At 33.2% G+C, this 19,666-nt stretch carries 17 protein-coding genes; 9 read left to right on the top strand and 8 right to left on the bottom strand.

Annotation, left to right across the window (positions count from 1 at the left end; translation table 11 throughout):
• The first annotated feature begins 206 nt into the window (after nucleotides 1-206).
• The 5 genes from GMC_RS0105745 (at nucleotide 207) to GMC_RS20560 (ending at nucleotide 5,138) form a co-directional block, all read left to right on the top strand.
• Nucleotides 207-1,175 carry an RES family NAD+ phosphorylase gene (locus GMC_RS0105745; RefSeq protein ID WP_010521238.1) on the top strand — a complete coding sequence of 323 codons (969 nt, stop codon included), beginning with the start codon at nucleotides 207-209 and terminating at the stop codon, nucleotides 1,173-1,175.
• Between the two features lie 331 nt (nucleotides 1,176-1,506).
• Nucleotides 1,507-2,931: a DNA recombination protein RmuC gene (locus GMC_RS0105740; RefSeq protein ID WP_010521237.1), complete on the top strand. Its 1,425-nt coding sequence runs from the start codon at nucleotides 1,507-1,509 to the stop codon at nucleotides 2,929-2,931.
• 52 nt (nucleotides 2,932-2,983) lie between these two features.
• Nucleotides 2,984-3,352: a DUF8785 domain-containing protein gene (locus tag GMC_RS0105735; protein WP_010521236.1), complete on the top strand. Its 369-nt coding sequence runs from the start codon at nucleotides 2,984-2,986 to the stop codon at nucleotides 3,350-3,352.
• 121 nt (nucleotides 3,353-3,473) lie between these two features.
• Complete coding sequence (locus GMC_RS0105730; RefSeq protein WP_010521235.1) at nucleotides 3,474-4,022, top strand: acyl-CoA thioesterase; 549 nt, start codon at nucleotides 3,474-3,476, stop codon at nucleotides 4,020-4,022.
• A 132-nt stretch (nucleotides 4,023-4,154) separates the two neighbouring features.
• A complete protein-coding gene (locus GMC_RS20560; protein WP_010521234.1) occupies nucleotides 4,155-5,138 on the top strand; it encodes a hypothetical protein in 984 nt (327 codons plus the stop codon).
• On the opposite strand, the gene GMC_RS0105720 is transcribed toward GMC_RS20560, so the two are convergent.
• Nucleotides 5,135-5,689, bottom strand: coding sequence for a DUF8465 domain-containing protein (locus tag GMC_RS0105720; RefSeq protein ID WP_010521233.1), 555 nt, complete (start codon nucleotides 5,687-5,689; stop codon nucleotides 5,135-5,137). The two genes, GMC_RS20560 and GMC_RS0105720, sit on opposite strands and share 4 nt — an antisense overlap.
• Before the next feature lie 265 nt (nucleotides 5,690-5,954).
• Here GMC_RS0105720 and rlmD point away from each other — a divergent pair, with 265 nt between their 5' ends.
• The 3 genes from rlmD to GMC_RS0105700 are packed head-to-tail and all read left to right on the top strand — an operon-like array spanning nucleotide 5,955 to nucleotide 8,630.
• Nucleotides 5,955-7,364 (top strand): 23S rRNA (uracil(1939)-C(5))-methyltransferase RlmD, encoded by a 1,410-nt coding sequence (gene rlmD / locus GMC_RS0105710; RefSeq protein WP_010521231.1) that lies wholly within the window; start codon nucleotides 5,955-5,957, stop codon nucleotides 7,362-7,364.
• A gap of 20 nt (nucleotides 7,365-7,384) precedes the next feature.
• The gene (locus tag GMC_RS0105705; protein WP_010521230.1) at nucleotides 7,385-7,918 is read left to right on the top strand and encodes a DUF6452 family protein; all 534 of its coding nucleotides are present in this window, start codon (nucleotides 7,385-7,387) and stop codon (nucleotides 7,916-7,918) included.
• On the top strand, nucleotides 7,881-8,630 hold the full coding sequence (locus GMC_RS0105700; RefSeq protein WP_238527934.1) for a DUF6048 family protein: 750 nt from the start codon (nucleotides 7,881-7,883) through the stop codon (nucleotides 8,628-8,630). Before GMC_RS0105705 ends, GMC_RS0105700 begins: the two co-directional genes overlap by 38 nt.
• A 226-nt stretch (nucleotides 8,631-8,856) precedes the next feature.
• Here the strand turns inward: GMC_RS0105700 and GMC_RS0105695 are convergent, their stop codons facing one another.
• The 3 genes from GMC_RS0105695 to GMC_RS21810 all read right to left on the bottom strand — a co-directional run bounded on the left by GMC_RS0105695 (nucleotide 8,857) and on the right by GMC_RS21810 (nucleotide 10,505).
• Nucleotides 8,857-9,405, bottom strand: a complete 549-nt coding sequence (locus GMC_RS0105695) for a cupin domain-containing protein (RefSeq protein ID WP_010521228.1) — start codon at nucleotides 9,403-9,405, stop codon at nucleotides 8,857-8,859.
• A 59-nt stretch (nucleotides 9,406-9,464) separates the two neighbouring features.
• The gene (locus tag GMC_RS0105690) at nucleotides 9,465-10,085 is read right to left on the bottom strand and encodes a YceI family protein (RefSeq protein WP_010521227.1); all 621 of its coding nucleotides are present in this window, start codon (nucleotides 10,083-10,085) and stop codon (nucleotides 9,465-9,467) included.
• A 255-nt stretch (nucleotides 10,086-10,340) separates the two neighbouring features.
• Nucleotides 10,341-10,505, bottom strand: a complete 165-nt coding sequence (locus tag GMC_RS21810) for a hypothetical protein (protein WP_010521226.1) — start codon at nucleotides 10,503-10,505, stop codon at nucleotides 10,341-10,343.
• Between the two features lie 274 nt (nucleotides 10,506-10,779).
• Between GMC_RS21810 and fumC the strand changes: the two genes are divergently transcribed.
• Nucleotides 10,780-12,177: a class II fumarate hydratase gene (gene fumC, locus GMC_RS0105680; RefSeq protein ID WP_010521225.1), complete on the top strand. Its 1,398-nt coding sequence runs from the start codon at nucleotides 10,780-10,782 to the stop codon at nucleotides 12,175-12,177.
• A gap of 91 nt (nucleotides 12,178-12,268) precedes the next feature.
• Here fumC and GMC_RS0105675 read toward each other — a convergent pair whose 3' ends face one another.
• The 4 genes from GMC_RS0105675 to GMC_RS0105665 form a co-directional block, all read right to left on the bottom strand.
• Nucleotides 12,269-14,239, bottom strand: coding sequence for an OmpA family protein (locus tag GMC_RS0105675; protein WP_010521224.1), 1,971 nt, complete (start codon nucleotides 14,237-14,239; stop codon nucleotides 12,269-12,271).
• 17 nt (nucleotides 14,240-14,256) lie between these two features.
• Nucleotides 14,257-14,694, bottom strand: a complete 438-nt coding sequence (locus tag GMC_RS22740; protein WP_316928961.1) for a type IX secretion system membrane protein PorP/SprF — start codon at nucleotides 14,692-14,694, stop codon at nucleotides 14,257-14,259.
• Nucleotides 14,687-15,172, bottom strand: coding sequence for a PorP/SprF family type IX secretion system membrane protein (locus tag GMC_RS22735; RefSeq protein ID WP_316928960.1), 486 nt, complete (start codon nucleotides 15,170-15,172; stop codon nucleotides 14,687-14,689). The genes GMC_RS22740 and GMC_RS22735 overlap by 8 nt, the downstream gene beginning before the upstream one ends.
• A 37-nt stretch (nucleotides 15,173-15,209) precedes the next feature.
• The coding region (locus GMC_RS0105665) for a T9SS C-terminal target domain-containing protein (protein WP_010521223.1) at nucleotides 15,210-19,666 on the bottom strand (4,457 nt) is incomplete at its 5' end.

Here is a 19,666-nt window from a genome sequence, read left to right as displayed (position 1 = left end):
CAATGGCTATAGTTAATACGGGTTTTAGTGCTTAACCCAAAGTTTAGAGCTTTTAACTAAGTCCGCCAAATCTTTTGATTTGGCTTTATAAAGAAAAAGATAAAACAAAATAAAAAGTTTTGGCTAAGTGCTTAATCGAAAGTTCACTACTTTTAATTCCCGTACTAACCATAGCCGAGACGTTGTAACACATTGAAGTCATTATTTTGAAAAAAAATGATAATACTTTAGAAAAATTCCCAAGTTTAGAAGAAACAATTTATGCGATCAATAAACTGAATAGTAAAAAATGGCCAATATTTGACCCTACTATTCATACTGATATCAATAAATTTATAAGAGAAATAGATGACATAATCACTAAGGAGTTTGGTATTTTTCCTTCCTTACTCCAACCAATGAATTTTAAAAAATTTAACTTAAATATTTTTAGAGTCAGAGAGGTTTCTAAATTCACTAACATAAATATTTTTTCAGAACATTCATACCCACCACCATCTTTCACTGATATGGGAAGGTGTAATTTTCCTGAAAACCCAGTTTTTTATGCAGCTAATCATCCTGGAACAGCACTTATGGAAGTTTCTGGAAATAAGAACTTCACTGGAAAGCAGTATTGCATTTCTAAATGGGAAATTAGAGAATCCAATAAAGACTTAATTTTTGAAAATTATTTACGAGGCGAGTTACCTTCAGAAAATCTATTTAAAGATGTTAATTATGATCTGTTAGAAAAACTTGATCAGACATTTGAAAAGAAATTAAGCATTGATAAAAGAAAATCAATTATAAAATATCTTAGCTTCCTAGACAGTTGCTTTATTAATGATCATAATTATTCATTGTCAGCCGCTCTAGCTCATAGAGCTTTATTTAGAGAACATTATACTAGAACTGATATATTGATGTACCCGAGTAAACAAAGTCTTTTGAAAGGAGTAAATTTTGCTATAAATCCCAATTTTGCGAGTAATTATCTCTACATAAAAAGATTTTACATTGTAACTATTAACTCTATTGAAGAAGATAAATCGAGATTTAATATTTCTTTTCAAAATTACGGCACTGTGGACAAAGGGTTAACTTATTGGAATAAGATCACAAAAAAAGATGATCGTTTTGAGAACTATATAAAGGAAGATTTTGGAGAATCGTTCTATAAAAACGTGTGCTAACACATAAAGCATTCGTCTTGCCGATAGGCCAGAGATGAATGCGATGTTGACTGACCCGGTGGTGGATTTATGGGGAAAGTGATGTGTGGTAATCTTCAATTCTAGAAAGTACAACCTCGTTTTTCACAAATTTCAAGGTTTGAAAATACGCTTTGACTATTGAAAAATGCTGCTACTCTACTACTAAAAAACTTCATTAAAAAGTTGACAATAAGAAATTACTCAATACTAAAATGTAATTTAAAATTTAGATTCTGAATGCGCATCGCATTCTTAAACTAGTAATGAAAGCACAAAAAATGTATCTTTGATTGCTTAATCAGACTCATAAATGCAACAAGAAATCATTTTACTTATTGGTATTTTTTTAGCACTAATTACAGGATTTTTAATTGGAAAGTACATTAGCAGCTTACGCCAGAAAAATTTATTGTCAGGTACTGAGAATCAATTAAAAGCTATTGAGCAACAATTAGCTTCGCAGCAATTACTTCTAGCGGAAGCGGAAAAAAAACATACAGAAACAATTGCTCATTTAGATCAAAAACATGCGGAAAATTTACAGCATTTAGAAGAAAAGCTAACCAGCGAAAAACGTGAAATAATTGAGGAACGAGAAACTATCAGAAAACAAAAAGACTTTTTAAATACTGAACTTACTCGTAAAAATGCTGAGTTTGAAAATTTAATGCTTCGCAATCAGGAACAGAAAAAGGAAGTGGATCAGTTACAAGAAAAATTCACAAAAGAATTTGAAAATTTAGCTAACAAAATTTTAGACGAAAAGTCCAGCAAATTTACTGAACAGAATAAAGAGAATATAAAAAATATTTTAACGCCTTTGCAGGAACGCATTACCACCTTTGAAAGAAAAGTAGAACAAACGCACAAAGAAAATATTATTACCAATGCTTCATTAAAAGAACAAATTTTAGGCTTAAAAGATTTGAACGCCCAAATGAGTAAAGAAGCCACCAACTTGACCAAAGCGTTAAAAGGAGACAATAAAGTTCAAGGGAATTGGGGCGAATTAGTATTAGAACGCGTACTTGAAAAATCCGGTTTGGAAAAAGACCGGGAATATTTTGTACAACAAAATTTTACGCGCGAAGATGGTACCAGGGCGCTGCCCGATGTAGTTATTTTGTTGCCCGATGGTAAACGAATTATAATTGATTCAAAAGTAACGCTAATTGCATACGAACGCTTTATTAATGAAGATGATCAGGATCTTAAAGAGGTTTATTTAAAAGAGCATATCAATTCCCTAAAAAAACATGTAGATCAATTGTCCGCAAAAAATTATCAAGATTTATACGACATTGAATCTTTAGATTTTGTGTTGCTTTTTGTGCCTATTGAAACCGCTTTTTCAGTAGCTATTAACAAAGAAAATGCATTATACAATCAGGCTTTCGAAAAAAATATTGTAATTGTAACTCCTTCGACCTTACTAGCCACACTCCGTACAATTGATACCATGTGGAGTAATGAAAAGCAACAACGTAATGCGTTGGACATTGCTAAGCAGGCTGGCTCACTTTATGATAAATTTGAAGGACTCATTAAAGACTTGACAGGTATTGGCAAAAAAATTGACGACACCAAACGTGATTACAGTGCAGCAATGAACAAACTGGTTACTGGAAGAGGAAATTTAATTACCAGTGTGGAAAAGCTTAAAAAAATGGGAGCCAAAGCAAAAAAAGCGTTGCCTGAAAATATTATTAACAGAGCAAGTGATCAAGACATTTAATCCTTTACAAGACTTAAAAAATCATTAATTTTGGACATCTAATTGAATAGAAATGAAAAAAATATTATTCTTAATTATCACAGGGATCAGTTTGGTATATGCTGGTTATTTTGCTGTGGTATATTTCGCTTCATATAGCGAGGGAACACGTAGTGGCGAGCTTATCAAATTCAGTAAAAAAGGAGTGCTTTTTAAAACTTACGAAGGTGAAATTAGCCAAGGAATATCAGGAGCGCAAATTTTTAGCTTTTCGGTTGAAGATAAAAACACGGAGGTTATTGACAAGCTAGATGCTTACCAAGGTAAATATGTTAAACTTACTTACAAGGAACGCTTTGGAACCTTTGCATGGCTAGGAGATACTAAGTATTTTATTATAAATGTTGAATTGGAAAGTTCTCCACATTTCAATAAAAATTAAATTGAATCATAAATTTTACTTCCTGTAAAATTAATTTGTTTTAATTATATTTTTTTTTAAAACAATACGACCAATTGAAAACCGATAATAGATAACCATAACCGACAACCCGAAATTAACGATGTCTCAATTTAAACATAGCGAACAATCCCATATTACAATTTCAGAATTAATGCTTCCCTCCCATTCTAATTTTAGCGGAAAAATACATGGCGGATATATATTGTCATTAATGGATCAAATTGCTTTTGCCTGCGCTGCAAAATATTCGGGATTTTATGCTGTTACTGCTAGTGTGGATAAGGTAGATTTTTTACAACCCATTGAGGTTGGTGAATTAGTAACCATGAAAGCCGCAGTTAATTTTGTAGGAAGATCTTCTATGGTAATTGGTGTTCGGGTTGAAGCTGAAAATATAACTACTGGTATAAAAAAGCACTGTAATTCCTCCTATTTTACTATGGTAGCACGTGATAATGAGGGAAAATCCGTTGCAGTACCAGGCCTTATTTTAAGTAGCATTAATGATGTTAGGCGCTTTGTGCGCAGCGCGCACCGACAGGCCGAAGGTAAAAGTAGAAGGGCCAAATTCAATTCCTCCAGCTTTAAACTTGAAGAACACATGGAAGAGTTAAACAACTATAATGTGAAACTTGACTTAACTCACTAATTATTATAAGTTCAATAAATATTAAAAAACGGTATGTTTTATCCAAACTAATGCAACTTATATACAATGCACACCGTTTGTATTTGAAACCTATTATTTTTTTCCAGAAATTAGCCTTTAAAATTAAATTCTATGAAATTCATAAAATACATCAGTTACATTACTGCCATTTCATTATTGTTTTCATGCGATGATGGAGATGTTGTAATTAATGATTTTGAATTTGAAGAAAATGATCTGGATTTTTGCAATACTGATACTCGCGGGGTAATTTATAATATTAATGATAATAATGAAGTTATTTTTATAGAACTTAGTAGACCTTTTAATGCTTTTTCAGCAAATAACGAAGGGGAACAAACTACTATAGAAATAAGAAGCGCTAGTTTAACTTATCAAAAACTTTCGGGAAATATTACGGGGAGTACTTATTTTTGTTCTGCTGTTCCTGATAATTCTGTTGATATAGTACAAGAACTTGTTGATGATGCTTCTGGCGAAATTATTGTTAGGACATTTATTGTTGAAAATGATGATATTGATAATGATGGCATTACTAACGAAGATGAGGGTATGAATGATACACCACCTTTAGACAGTGATAACGATGGATTGCCAAATTTTAGAGATTTAGATGATGATAATGACAATATAAGTACCGCTAATGAACTTACGGAAATTGATGACCCTGCAAATCCTGATGGGCCAAAATTGAATGTAGTTCAAGATACTGACGGTGATATGATTCCAAATCATTTGGATCCAGACGATGATAACGACTCTATTTTAACTCGAAATGAAGTAACTACCATGAATGCAAACCCAAACACCATTCCTGGTATTAATGAAACGCCTAAGTTTTTAGATGAAAATGATACTTCAAGCAATATTGCTCCTAACCGATTAATTGTAGAAAACAGAATATCAGAAAATTTTCGAACAACTATTATTCTTAAAGATTTTGGTTTGACGGATGGCGAAACAACTGTTACTCGCGAGGAATTAATTATGGGTGAATTTACAGAAAATAGAACTACCACACAGCAGGTATTGTTTGTAACTGATGAAACCGTTACTGACGAAACTACATTAGCACCAATAGAAGTAGTAAATTAAAACCTAGGATTCTGTAAAATGTAAACTTCCATTGCTCCTAATCCATATTTTCGGTAATCTGCGTCACTAATCCGTACATTATCATACCGTTGGAACATATATTCAAGTTCTGCCTTTAAAACACCCTCACCTACTCCGTGGATAAATACCACCCGTGGTATGCGTTTATTTATTGCAAAATCTAGCTGACGTTTGGCGGTATCTAATTGAATTGTCATCATATCATAATTAGTCATTCCCTTAGTGTTTTTAACTAATTTATGAATATGTAAATCCACCTCCATAGGCGGTTGTTGCTTTTCTTTCTTTTTTTGAATGGTGGTTTTTGGACGTTTAGTAAATGAAGTGTTTTCGCTAGCAAAGGATGAAAAATTTCTGCTAAAATCTAAAGCTTCTTGTTTACTTTTATCCAATACCAACTCGTTTCTAGCGTAAGCTACCTCAAATCCATCAGTTGATAATACAATAAATTGCCCATCTGCAATACGTACTACCTGACCATAAACATCATCATCAATAGCCATAACATAATCTCCAACTATAAACATCATCAAAATTTTAAATTGTCCTGCTCATTTTTTTCTTCTGCATCTTTTTTAGGAAGTGGTTTCGATATTTTGTACAATGAAAACATACATAAACATAGTCCTAAAACTTTACTATACACTGTATATTCTTTTACTCCTGTTTGAAAAAACAACAAAAAAGCTGCTATAATCAAAGTAATAAATGACCAATACTTACTCATGATTCAAAAATACTACAAATGAATAAATTCATGATAAAATTTGCTCTTAAAAAGCCTATTTTTGCAAGATGGGAAGAAAGAAAACAAAACCATTTTTTGAAGACATTAATGTCATTGATGCTGGTGCAAAAGGAAAAAGTATTGCCAAAGCACCTGACGGAAAAGTTATTTTTTTAACAAATGCCATTCCTGGAGACGTTGTTGATATACAAACGTTTAAAAAACGTAAAGCCTATTATGAGGGGAATGCGGTAAACTTTAAATCTTTATCCGACAAACGGACAACTCCAGTTTGTGAACATTTTGGTACCTGCGGGGGATGTAAATGGCAGCACATGGGCTACCAACATCAACTATTTTATAAGGAACAAGAAGTTATAAATAATTTGCAACGCATCGGAAAGGTGGAACTCCCGGAAATTACGCCTATTTTAGGTTCCGAAAAACAGTACTTTTATCGCAATAAAATGGAATTTTCTTTTAGTGATAGCCGTTGGTTATCGTTAGATGAAATAAAAAGCGATCAACCGATTGAGGATCGTAATGCGCTTGGTTTTCATATTCCTGGCATGTGGGACAAAATATTAGACTTAAATAAATGCCACTTACAAGCCGATCCTAGCAATAGTATTCGCACTAAAGTAAAAACATTTGCTACAAAAAATAAGCTCCCATTTTATAATGCTCGTAGGCAAGAAGGACTACTTAGATCTTTAATGATCCGCACGACTTCCACCAAACAAATAATGGTTTTAGTGCAGTTTTTTTATGAAGATGTTGAAAAAATAGAACGCTTATTGAATTACATAAAAATTGAATTCCCTGAAATTACCTCATTACAATACGTAATTAACACAAAAGGCAATGATACCATTTACGATCAAGAAGTTATTTGTTTTAGCGGACAAACTTATATTGAGGAAGAAATGGAAGGGCTGCGCTTTAAAATTAATGCCAAATCATTTTACCAAACCAATTCCGAACAAGCCTATGAGTTGTACAAAATTACTCGAAATTTTGCTGGACTTACTGGTAATGAATTAGTGTATGATTTGTATACTGGAACAGGTACTATAGCGCAATTTGTTTCCAAAAAGGCAAAACATGTAATTGGAGTGGAATCCGTACCCGAGGCTATTGCTGATGCGAAAACAAATGCCAATCATAACAATATTACCAATGCTGAGTTTTTTGTAGGTGATATGAAAAAGGTATTTACCGCCGGTTTTGTTGCCCAACATGGCATTCCCGATGTTATAATTACAGATCCTCCTCGCGACGGTATGCATAAGGATGTAATAAGTCAAATTTTAAGTATTGCACCAAAAAAAATAGTTTATGTAAGCTGTAATAGTGCCACACAGGCAAGAGATTTGGCGTTATTAAACGAACGTTATAAAGTTTCTAAAACGCAAGCAGTAGATATGTTTCCGCAAACCCACCATGTTGAAAACGTAGTATTGTTGGAATTACGCTAAATTTTTGAATCCATTATTTTATGAAAAATAATAAAAATAAAATCTTTATTGCACTATTGACCGTGATAGGTTTGTTATCAATAGTATTGGCTACTGGTTGCGAAAGGGATGATATTTGCGATACTGAAAATACAGCCATTACTCCCAGGCTTATTATTACATTTCAAGATTTTGAAAATACCGAAATAAGAAAACGTGCTTCTGGTTTGGAAATCAGTTTAACAAGCGATAGCGAACGCATTGTACCTGAAATTACTACTTTTGATTCTATAGCCATCCCTTTAAATATTAATGAAGATACTGTTAGCTACCAATTCAAAATTAATGCGCAGTCCGATGATGAATCAATTGTACGAGAAAATACTATTGAATTTTCATACAAACGTACTAATGAATATGTAAGCAAAGCCTGTGGATTTAGAACTACGTATGATGAACTTACTTTTACAACTTCAGCTGAGTTTGATGAAACTAAAAATTGGATAAGAAATATTTTAATTGAAAATAATACTGTAAATGAAGAAACTGATGCGCACGTTCGTATTTTTCATTAGTCTTATGTTAATTGGGCAGCTTACAGCTCAAAATACGGATAGCACGGCTACAAAAAAATTGAAACAAAACAATTCCTATGGTTTAAGAGTAGGTGTTGATATTAATAAAATTGTACGCACCATATCTTCAAGTGACTATAGCGGCTTTGAAATTAATGGCGATTATCGGTTGACTAAAAAATATTACGCTGCTGCAGAAATTGGTGCGGAAAAAATAGCTATTAATGAAACAAGTGTAAGTACCACCGCTCAAGGAAGTTTCATAAAAGCGGGAGTTGATTATAATGCCCATAAAAATTTAGTGGGCATGCGTAACCTTATTTTTGTTGGGTTACATTACGGATTTGCAACATTTGATCAGGAATTAAACAATTTTAGTATTGCTACACGCAATTCATTTTTTGAAAATCCTCAACGTACAAGCAACCTTTCCAATAATGGGCTAACCGCACATTGGGCAGAGTTTTTGGCAGGAATAAAAGCAGAGGTATTAAATAATCTTTTTTTAGGGTTCAACGTATCCGTGCGATTTATGATTACCGAACAACAGCCCGATGGATTTGATAGTGCATTCATTCCTGGTTTTGGTACTACTAGTGATTTTAGTCAAGTTGGTACTGGCTTCACCTACTTTATCAGTTATTATATCCCACTTTACAAGAAAAAAAACGGATCAAAAAAGAAAAAAGATTCCACTCAAAAAAGTGAATAACACTACTGATCTTACTTTAAGTATCTTAAAATATTAAACAAATAGAAACATTTCGATTGGGAAAATTAGCTAAGTAGCGGTGTTGCTATCATTAACGCAAAAATAACGGATTACCTCAAACAGTATCTCAAATGCTACTATTTTTTTGATTTTGTATATGACGTATATTTAAATTAAAATGTTGAACAATTAAAGTAATTTTATACTGGTTTTGATTTTGAATTACTCAACAGTGCCTTAATTTTAATTTTCGCTCAACACCAAATATTTTGGCAATGATGTACCCTAATTTTAATAAAGGCTGCGCCAAACTATAAAAAATGCTTTTGGTTTGTGTATCACCCCACTTCAATAAAACTAACAAATGTAACGGGTTTTTAGGCAGTTGTAGGGCACTAAAAACACGACCATCATTTACTAATCCGAATTGTGCTTTTAAAAACCATTCAAAACTTTCAATTGGAGGTGTGATTATGACTTTAAAAGATATAAATTCCGCTTTACTTGGATTATAAAACCGATGATTATCATAAGGTAACACCGCCAAATCTTCGCCTGGATTCAAATTAACCTCTTTTCCATTAAAATGTAAGCCCAAGGTTCCCTCTAAAGGAAAAAAGTGTTCTGTAATTTTTTTATGGTAATGAATAGGGTTTCCTCCATTAGGCCCTAACTTAACCTCAATCACTATCCTTTCTGCGCCAGCTTCAACAGCATTTTTTAAAATGCGTATGGATTCTTTATTAATAGGATTGTAAAATAATTGCTGTTTCATAACAAAAAAGACTACCAAATGGTAGCCTTAATTTTATCAATTACAATAACATTGTAATATTAGGATTCTTTTAAAAATACAATTGCCTCAACTTTAACATCTTCCCATGTTTTGCTTACTTGATCTGGTCCAGTGTGTAAAACTTCGCAGGCTTTATGTATTGAATTAAATGCTTTTTCTGCACCAAAATCTAAAATATTTAAGCTTCCTTCTAATTTTACATGTCTATCTGAAATCGTATGTTTTAAAGGAATTTCTTTAGTAACATCGTTCATTTTTAAGTTCAAAAATATTTGATCTCCCTTAGTTTTAAAGTTTCCAGTTAGCAAATCTGTGTTATCCATGTAACCAAAAAACAACTTCATTAATTTTCCATCGCGTATGGCATTGTTACTAAAAATACTACTTACGGGAATACTAAAATCTACACCATTAAAAGCCTCTACAGGAGTGGCTGCAACAGGTGCATCAATCACATTTATCTTTTTGAATTTACCCTTAACCCCTTTTTTTTCTGTAAACTTATATCCTGTCCATTCTACAATTGAACCTTCAGCTGAAACTTTATATCCTTTTTGTGCTACTTCTTCCTTTTCAACGGTTTCTTTTGCTTCTACCTTTTCTTTGCACGAAACAGTAAATAGTGATGCTGCAATTGCTAATACCAATAATTTTTTCATAATTCTGTGATTTGATTATCTAAAGTAAATATAGAGATTATTAACAAAAAAGAGATTCAATCAAAGTTAGAATTTCAATTGTAATTATTGATTACTACATAGGAACAACATATTGGTCAATCTGACAAAAAATGATAAGTTTTATTACCAATGACACAAAAATATTAGCATGTTTAGCCCCAAGCTTACTAACTAACATAAATAAAAAAAGAGAACCATAGGGTTCCCTTTTAAATATTTTATAGAGCGCTAAAATTAAGGTTTGTACTCAATCTTTTTTCCTCTGTTTTTAATCATTTCAACAATGGCTCCTCCAATCCAGTAAGGAACAAAAGATGCTAAAAAAATCATTAGCCAAAAACCGATGGTTAAAATAGTTAAAAAGGCTAAAAATCCTAAGTATTGGTCAAATTCAAACATAGTATTAATAATTTGTTGCAAATATAAACAATAGTTTTAGTTTTAGCATGATGCATCTATTTTTATAAGCTTTATTTTTAATTAACTTTCAAGTTATTCGCAAATTTCCATACAAAGGTCATCGTTGAAAGCTTCAAAACCTGATTATTGATAAATTTTTCAATCCATTCTATATAAAGTTATCTAACCTTTGACATCTAATTCCGCTTTGTTAAATTTGTTACTGTATTATACAATCAAAAAATACCCAAACTAGGGTTACTAATAAAACACCATGGAATATAGAATTGAAAAAGACACAATGGGTGAGGTAAAAGTACCTTCCGATAAATTATGGGGAGCGCAAACACAACGTTCTATCAATAATTTTAAAATTGGTCCAGCTGCTTCAATGCCTCTAGAAATTATTTACGGCTTTGCCTATTTAAAAAAAGCAGCCGCTTATACTAATTGTGAATTAGGTGCTCTTGATATAGAAAAACGTGATTTAATTGCTCAGGCATGCGATGAAATTTTAGCAGGCAAACATGATGATCAATTCCCTCTAGTTGTTTGGCAAACAGGTTCAGGTACACAGAGTAATATGAATGTAAATGAAGTGGTTGCTAACAGAGCACACCAAATTGCTGGAAATACAATTGGAGAAGGTGACAAAACATTGCAACCAAATGATGACGTAAACAAATCACAATCATCAAACGATACATTTCCAACAGGAATGCATATTGCCATTTATAAAAAACTGGTGGAAGTTACTATTCCTGGTGTTGAAAAATTAAGAGACACCTTACATAAAAAAGCCGAAGAGTTTAAAGATGTTGTAAAAATTGGTCGAACTCATTTTATGGATGCTACCCCTTTAACTATTGGTCAGGAACTTTCTGGTTACGTATCGCAACTTAACCACGGATTAGTAGCTTTAGAAAACACCTTACCGCATATGGCTGAGTTAGCTTTGGGTGGTACTGCCGTAGGAACTGGGCTGAATACACCAAAAGGATATGCAAAACGTGTTGCTGAGTATATAGCAGAATTTACAAAGCTTCCTTTTGTTTCTGCTAAAAATAAGTTTGAAGCTTTAGCTGCTCATGATGCCTTAGTTGAAACACATGGAGCTCTAAAAACATTGGCTGTTTCCTTAAATAAAATAGGTAATGATATTCGTATGTTGGCTTCAGGACCACGTAGCGGCCTTGGCGAGTTAATTATTCCTGCAAACGAACCTGGTAGTTCTATTATGCCTGGAAAAGTAAATCCTACTCAGTGCGAAGCCTTAACTATGGTATGTGCACAAATTATGGGAAATGATGTTGCTGTAAATGTAGGTGGTATGCAAGGTCATTTTGAGCTTAACGTATTTAAACCTGTAATGGCTGCAAATGTGTTGCAAAGTGCACAGCTTGTTGGCGATGCTTGCGTATCATTTAATGATAATTGCGCTACTGGTATTGCCCCTAACCACTCACGCATTACTGAATTGTTAAACAATTCGTTAATGCTTGTAACGGCTTTAAATACTAAAATTGGTTATTATAAAGCTGCTGAAATAGCCAATACGGCACACCAAAATGGAACAACGCTTAAAATAGAAGCAGTAAGACTGGGCTATGTAACTGAACAGGAATTTGACGAATGGGTAAAACCCGAAGATATGATTGGTGGGCTTAAATAAATAGGCACATTAAGACAACAAAAAAACCTGTATTAAAATAATTTAATACAGGTTTTTCAATTTATATTTTCTTGGAAAGTAATTGTTGTTGTTACATAGCCGTAATAATAAATTCAGAGCGTCTATTTAATTGATGTTCGCTGTCCGAGCAAGGTACGCCGTCGGCACAACGATTAATCAATTGCTTTTCACCGTATCCAATAGCACTTTCAATTCTGGAAGCTTCAATTCCTTGAGAAATTAAATATTCTCTGGTATTTTTTGCTCTTCTATCCGATAAATTTTCATTGTAATCAAATGGCATACGGGAGTCAGTATGTGATTCAATTTTGATATGCATTTTAGGATATTGAGACATTACTAATACTATTTTATTTAATTCAATAGAAGCATCATTACGTATAAAATCTTTATCAAGATCAAAATAAATAATTCCAATTTTTAATTTTAAAATTCCTTTTTCTTCTACAATAAGTTCATCTAATGTTTCAACGGCTAAAGGTAAATAAGTTAACCCTATAACACTTTCGGTTAATGTTGGTTTAATTACGGACCTAAAACCTTGTTTAGCCACCTTTACTTCATACCTAGTATTGCAATCTAAAATAGTATCAAAATTATATTGTCCAATTTCGTTAGATGTTGTTGTTGCTATTTTATTCCCTAATTCATTGTAAAGTTCCAACGTGGCATTATTAATTCGCTCTTGCGAAACTATATTTGTAACTATACCTTTAACTCCTTGTTTACACTTTGTTTCTTTTTTTACTGGGATTACGGCATAAATATCATCATCTCCTTTACCTCCGCTCCTGTTTGATGATAAAAACCCACTATTGCTTTCTTTTTTAAATACAAATGCAAAATCATCTTTAGGACTGTTTACTGGCTTACCCATATTAGTTGGAAATTGAAAAATTTCATTTACTAAATTACTTTTAAACATGTCCAATCCACCAAAACCTAAATGTCCGTCAGAAGAAAAATACAAAACTTTATCCATTACAAAAGGAAACATTTCTCTACCCGAAGTATTAATTTCACTACCCAAATTTCTTGGCTTTGAATAGGTATCTTTATCAATGATATTAACCACAAAAATATCCGTACTTCCAATGGAACCAGGCATATCTGACGTAAAATATAATTTAGTCTCATCATCACTTAAAGCTGGATGTCCTACAGAATAGTTATCGCTGTTAAATGGCAATTCCTTTACATTTGTCCAACGCTTACCAACAACATCATCTTTCAATTCAGCTGAATACAATTTTAAATGATTGACACCATTGCCATCACCTCCAAGTCGTCTTTTGTAATTATTTCGCGTAAAAAATACTTTTTTTAAATCTTTGGTAAAAACCGCATTTGATTCATGATACTTGGTATTTAATTCATTAGATAATAACTTTGATTCTTCAATATCTGAAAGATCATTATTTGTGAAGCCCTTGTATAAATTTAGATAAGGTTGATCATTCCAATAATATTTTTCTGCATTTTCATTTTCGCTTGCCGCAGAAGCAAAAATAACTTCATCCCCATAGTAACCTACCCCAAAATCAGAGAATTTAGTGTTAGTGGATACATTACTGACGTAATAATTAGAATTTAAACTTAATATTTTATCTAATTCATTTTTAGCTTGCAGGTAGTTTTTTTTCCTTTGATCATCAATAGTAGTAGTTTTAGAAAATTTCTTCATCCATTTTTTGGCTTCTTTATTTTTACCTATCCCTTGCAAACTATGCGCATATCTAAAATAATATTCAGCAGGAACATCATCCTTATATGTTTCAACTAAACGCTGATACCATTTACTCGCATTACGCATATCGGTATTATAATAGTAACTATCCGCTACATTTTCATATAAAGTCATTGTTTCAATTCCTTTATCAAATAAACGCTCATAAGCTGCAGAAGCCTCTTTATACTTTAATGATTTAAAAAGCTTATCAGCATATTTAGTTTTTCTTTCCTGTGATGATATACTAAAAACACCTACGATAAATGTTAGTACACATAAAAATAGTTGTAATCTATTGTAATTTGATTTCATCGATCAATTAATTTTATTTAGAAGAAACGTGGTGACTTTACGATTTTGTCTTTAAATAATTCGAAACGCAAGGTTAATTCATGGGTTCCAGAGTTGAAACGTTGCAACTCAGTAGTAGTATAATCATACGAGTATGAAAATAATAAATTTCTATTCACTTGAAAACCAATAATTCCACTTACTGAATCATCCCACCTCCAAGATGCTCCTAACCGTAATTTTTCAAATAATAAAAAATTTGCTGATACATCCAAAATAAGGGGTGCTCCGCTTACATGTTTTAGCAAAAAAGCAGGTTTGAATAAATTATTACTTTTTCCCATAGGAAATACCCAACCACCAATGACAAACAAGTGCAATCTTTCTACTGCTACGGACTGAATTTCTTCATCAAAGTGATCCACTCTTAAAAAATTAGGAATTGAAGCACCTAAGTATTTCCTTTTACTATGCAAAAATAAACCTGCCCCAACTGTTGGAAAAAAATCTATTATTAATATTTTGAAAGGTATTATCCCCTGCCTCTCTCGTTCTTCCTTTGTTAAAATCTAAATTAAAAACCTGGGCTCCTCCTTTTAGCCCAAAAGATAACTTATAATTATAATCAAGAAGAATAGTGTATGAGAAATTTAAGTCGACATAAGTTTCTTCAGAAGGACCTAATTCATCATTAATAACTGAAAAGCCTAACCCAACACGCCTAGTTAAGGGCGTATCTATACTTAATGTTTGTGTTCTGGGAGCCCCATCCAAACCAACCCACTGCGACCTATGCAATCCTGTAATTGTAGTATGCCCTCTAGTTCCTGCATAAGCAGAGTTAACTGATAATGGGTTTATAGTATACTGCGTAAATTGAGGATCCTGTTGTGCTAAAGCGGCTGTTCCAATACAACCGATTAGTATGAAAATGTATATTGAAAAACGATTCATTTTTTTCTTTTTTATTTTTTTAAAACGGTTTATTGAATTATCTATTGATGTATAACCATCCTGCTCTAGGGTCACTTCCATCGCCCAAGTCTAGTACATAATAATAAGTACCTACAGGTAACTTCTCATTTGGATAAAGTGTGGCCCTACCATTGGCTATACCTTCGAATGTATTATCATATCCTTCTTTTTCGTAAACAATATTACCCCAACGGTTATATATGGTCAATTTGTTATTAGGAAATTGATCAATACAATCAATAATTAAAAAGTCATTCTTACCATCACCATTTGGTGAAAACTCATTATAAACTGTAGCGCATTCTAGCGCTGGCGCATCAACTTCACCTGTAACTTCGTTAACATTAGTAACAATTTGATCACTAGATGCTACTGTAGCTTCATTTCCGTACTCGCCGCTATTAAGTACTTCCACTACAATATCTAAAGTTTTAGTTGAACTTGTTGCTAAAGTTCCTACATTCCAAATTCCTGTAGTAACATCATAGGCAGCTGCATCACTTGAACTAATAAACAAATATCCTGACTTCAACTGATCCAAAATTTCAACATTAGTAGCTTCATAAACAGTACTTAAATTCTCTACTTCAATGGTAAATACAACTTGTGTTCCTATTTTAGGGTCAGGATTATCTACTGATTTTCTTATCTCCAAATCAATAGTAGGAGTTGGTATAGTGAATTCTCCTTGATCATTACTTGGATCGCTATCAATTTGATCGCTACCTGTAACGCCTGCAATATTTCTGTATTCATCAGTAATGTCCAATGGTTTTTCAACAATCACATCATATGTTAATATGGTGTCGCCTACTGGTACAGTAATATTTGTCCAATCGATTTTTATACCATCAAAGGCTCCGTTATTTGAAATAGAAGCTTCGTCTAAAGTTAAACCTATCGGTAGAATATCTTCAACAACAACACCTGTTGCATCATAAGAACCTCTATTACTAATTGTTAATGTAAATGTTACTGTTTCGCCTACATTAGGATTAGTTTCACTAATTGATTTCACTAAACTTAAATCAATTGTTGGTGTTGGAATAGTAAAACTAGCCTCATCATCCTCACTTTGATCTCCATCATCGTTATTTGGACTAGAATTAGGATCAAATTCATTACTTGAAGTTATTTGAGCAATATTTAAATACTCATTATCAGACAAAGTAGGCATATTTACCACTGCTGAGTATGTTAACTCTAAACCTGCTAGAGGTACTATTAAATTTGTCCAATCTATTGTATTATCAGTAACAGTTCCCGAATTGCTGACGTCAGAAATTTGGCTAAATCCAATTGGTAATACATCTTGTATAGCTACTCCTGAAGCTGTGTCAGGCCCTGCATTAGCGATTGAAAGTGTAAATGTAATTACATCTCCTACATTTGGTGATTCATTGTCAATAGATTTCACTAAACTTAAATCAGCAATTGCCACCAAAATTGGGAAGCTAGCTTCATCGTCATCAATAATACCATCATCCAAATCATCCATACTAGCATCGCTATTAACGTCACTATTAGGATCTATTTGATCACTTGCTGTTATTAATGCACTATTTACAAATTCATTGGGTGTATTAGTAGGCTCTTTAACTATAACATCAATAAAAATAGTTTGTGAACCATTAGCTGGCACATCATCTACTACCCATATACCAGTTATTGGATCGTAACTCCCTGAAGTTGCGCTAAACTGTACATAATCAAACCCTACAGGCAATAAATCCATTGCTTCAACATTTGTAGCATTGTCTGGACCTGCATTATTTACTGTAATTTGGAACCTTAATTCATCCCCTGGTTGGGCATTTACTTCTCCCCCAACAGTTGTTTTTGTAATTGATAAATCAGCTACACTTTGTATTGGAGTTGTTAATGCTTCTGCATAATCATCTTCATTTATATCTCCATTCCCTGGTGTAGAATCACTATCCGTAATATTTGATGCCGAAACCTCTGATGTATTTAAGTATACACCACTAGGTTCAACAGTTACATCTATCAATAATGTTTCAACGTCTCCACTTTCTAAATTACCAACAGTCCAAATTCCTGAAACTTCATTGTAACTTCCTGTTGATGAACTAAATGTTTCGAAATCATATCCAGAAGGTAATAAATCAGTCACTTCAACTCCTGTTGCCGTTTCAGGACCATCATTTCGAATTGTAAGTCTAAATGTGATTTCCTCCCCTACTAATGGAGTTACATCATTATCTACTACTACTTTTTCTAATGATAAATCTGCAATGGATTCTATCGGTGTCACAACAGCGTCATCTTGATCATCTTCTGATAAATCATTATTCCCTACGACTGAATCTACATCCAACACATCCGAGGCTGTTACTTCAGCAATGTTTCGATATTCTCCGGTTGCTAATACTAGCGCGTCAATCAATAATGTTTCTGTATCTCCACTTTCCAAACTACCTACATTCCAAATTCCTGAAACTTCATTATAACTTCCTGTTGAAGAACTAAACAACACAAAGTCATATCCTGATGGTAACATATCTGTTACTTGAACCCCTGTTGTTCGCTCTGGTCCATTATTGGTAATCGTGATATTGAAAGTAACTTCTGTACCTATCAAAGGTGTTACATCTCCGTCCACAACTTCTTTTGTTAATTCTAAATCGGCCATGGGTACAATTGGAATTACAAAAGTACTATCCTCATCATCTTCACTTTGATCTCCGTCATTATTATTTGGTACCGAATCTATATCAAATATGTCTGAACTTACTACTTCGGCTACATTAAAATATTCACCAGCTGTATTAGTTGGTGCGTTTACTAATACATCAATCAATAAGTTTTCTGAACCTCCTGATGGAAGATTCCCTACGATCCACTCTCCTGTAGATTCATCATAAGTTCCTACTGAAGAACTATATAATACAAAGTCATATCCTGATGGCAATAAATCATTTACCCTTACTCCTGTTGCATCTGCTGGACCATCATTAAATACTCTTATTTCAAAAGTTATCTCTGAACCTACTAATACCTCACTATCAACTGCTTCATCAACCACTCGTTTTGTTAATGATAAATCTGCAACATCTATATAATCTACTACAACTATTGCTGGGTTTGATGTATTACCATCATTATCATCTACTGTATAAGTTATTGGTGTTGGGTCTAACACAAACCCTGGAGCTGGCTCGAAAGTCAATTCTTCAGTACTTGAATCATAAGTCCAAACTCCTTCGCCTGATACTTCGAAACCAATCACATCACCATCTGCGTCCATTATGATATTTGTAGCGATAGATGGTGGAGTCAGATTAACACTTTCAGGATCTAAATTCCCGTCAGGATCCATATCGTTAGCCAAAATATCAATCGTAGCTGTTGAACCTGTAGCATTATCATTACTCGCATCATTTTCTGCTACTGGCAATTCAATTTCATAATCAATAGTAATTGAAGCTGGAGTCGCAGAAACTACTCCTGTATCTACATCTGTTATATTATAATCTACTGGTGTTGGATCATTTGTAAATCCTGCTTCTGGTACAAATGTTATCTCACCAGTAGTTTCATCATATATCCAATCACCTTCGCCAGGAACGGTAAAGCCAATGGTGTTTCCATTTGAACCAACAATAGGATTTGTTGCAGTCGATGGTACAACTAAATCAAAAATAATATCAGCCGGTGTTGGTGTACTACCATCTGATAGAGTATCATTTGCTAATACATTTAATGTTACTGGATTTCCTGTATCATTACTTGTACTTGAATCATCAACAGGAACTGGTGGCTCAACTACATATTCTATTGCTACATTAGCAATATTTGAAGTATTACCATCATTATCATTAACCACATAAGTGATTGGTGTTGGGTTACCTGTGAATCCATCTATTGGATCGAAACTCAAGTTACCTGTAGTTTCATCATAGAACCAAACTCCTTCACCTGGAACTGTAAATCCAATTACATCTCCATTCAGATCAGTAATCACATTAGTAGCAGTATCTGGAACCGTTAAGTCTACACTTGTTGGATCGATAGTTCCATCCAAATCTGTATCTCCGTCTAAAATATTAACAAATACCGTATCTCCTTGTGTATTGTCTGTGCTCAATTCATCATCAGCAAAAGGAACTTCTTGGTAGTCTACAGATACATTTGCACTAGCTGTTTCTCCATTGTCATTGTCTGTTATTGTATATACAATTGAATCTGGATTACCAATCAATCCTGCATCAGGTATAAAATCAATTTCACCAGTTGACTCATCGTACAACCATACTCCTTGACCTGAAACTTCAAAACCTATGACATTACCACTTGGACCTGTTACTATATTAGTAGTAGTAGCAGGTGGTGTCAATGCTAACGTAATATCTAAAGGTGTCGGAATCGTACCATCTGACAACGTATCATTTGCTAATAAATCTTGAGTAACAGTACTTCCTATTGGATTGTCATTACTTGAATTATCGATAG

The sequence above is a fragment of the Aquimarina agarivorans genome (assembly GCF_000218485.1).
Lineage (GTDB): Bacteria > Bacteroidota > Bacteroidia > Flavobacteriales > Flavobacteriaceae > Aquimarina > Aquimarina agarivorans.
The sequence above is the reverse complement of the archived record's forward strand: the minus strand, read 5'-3'. Positions and strand labels throughout refer to the sequence as shown.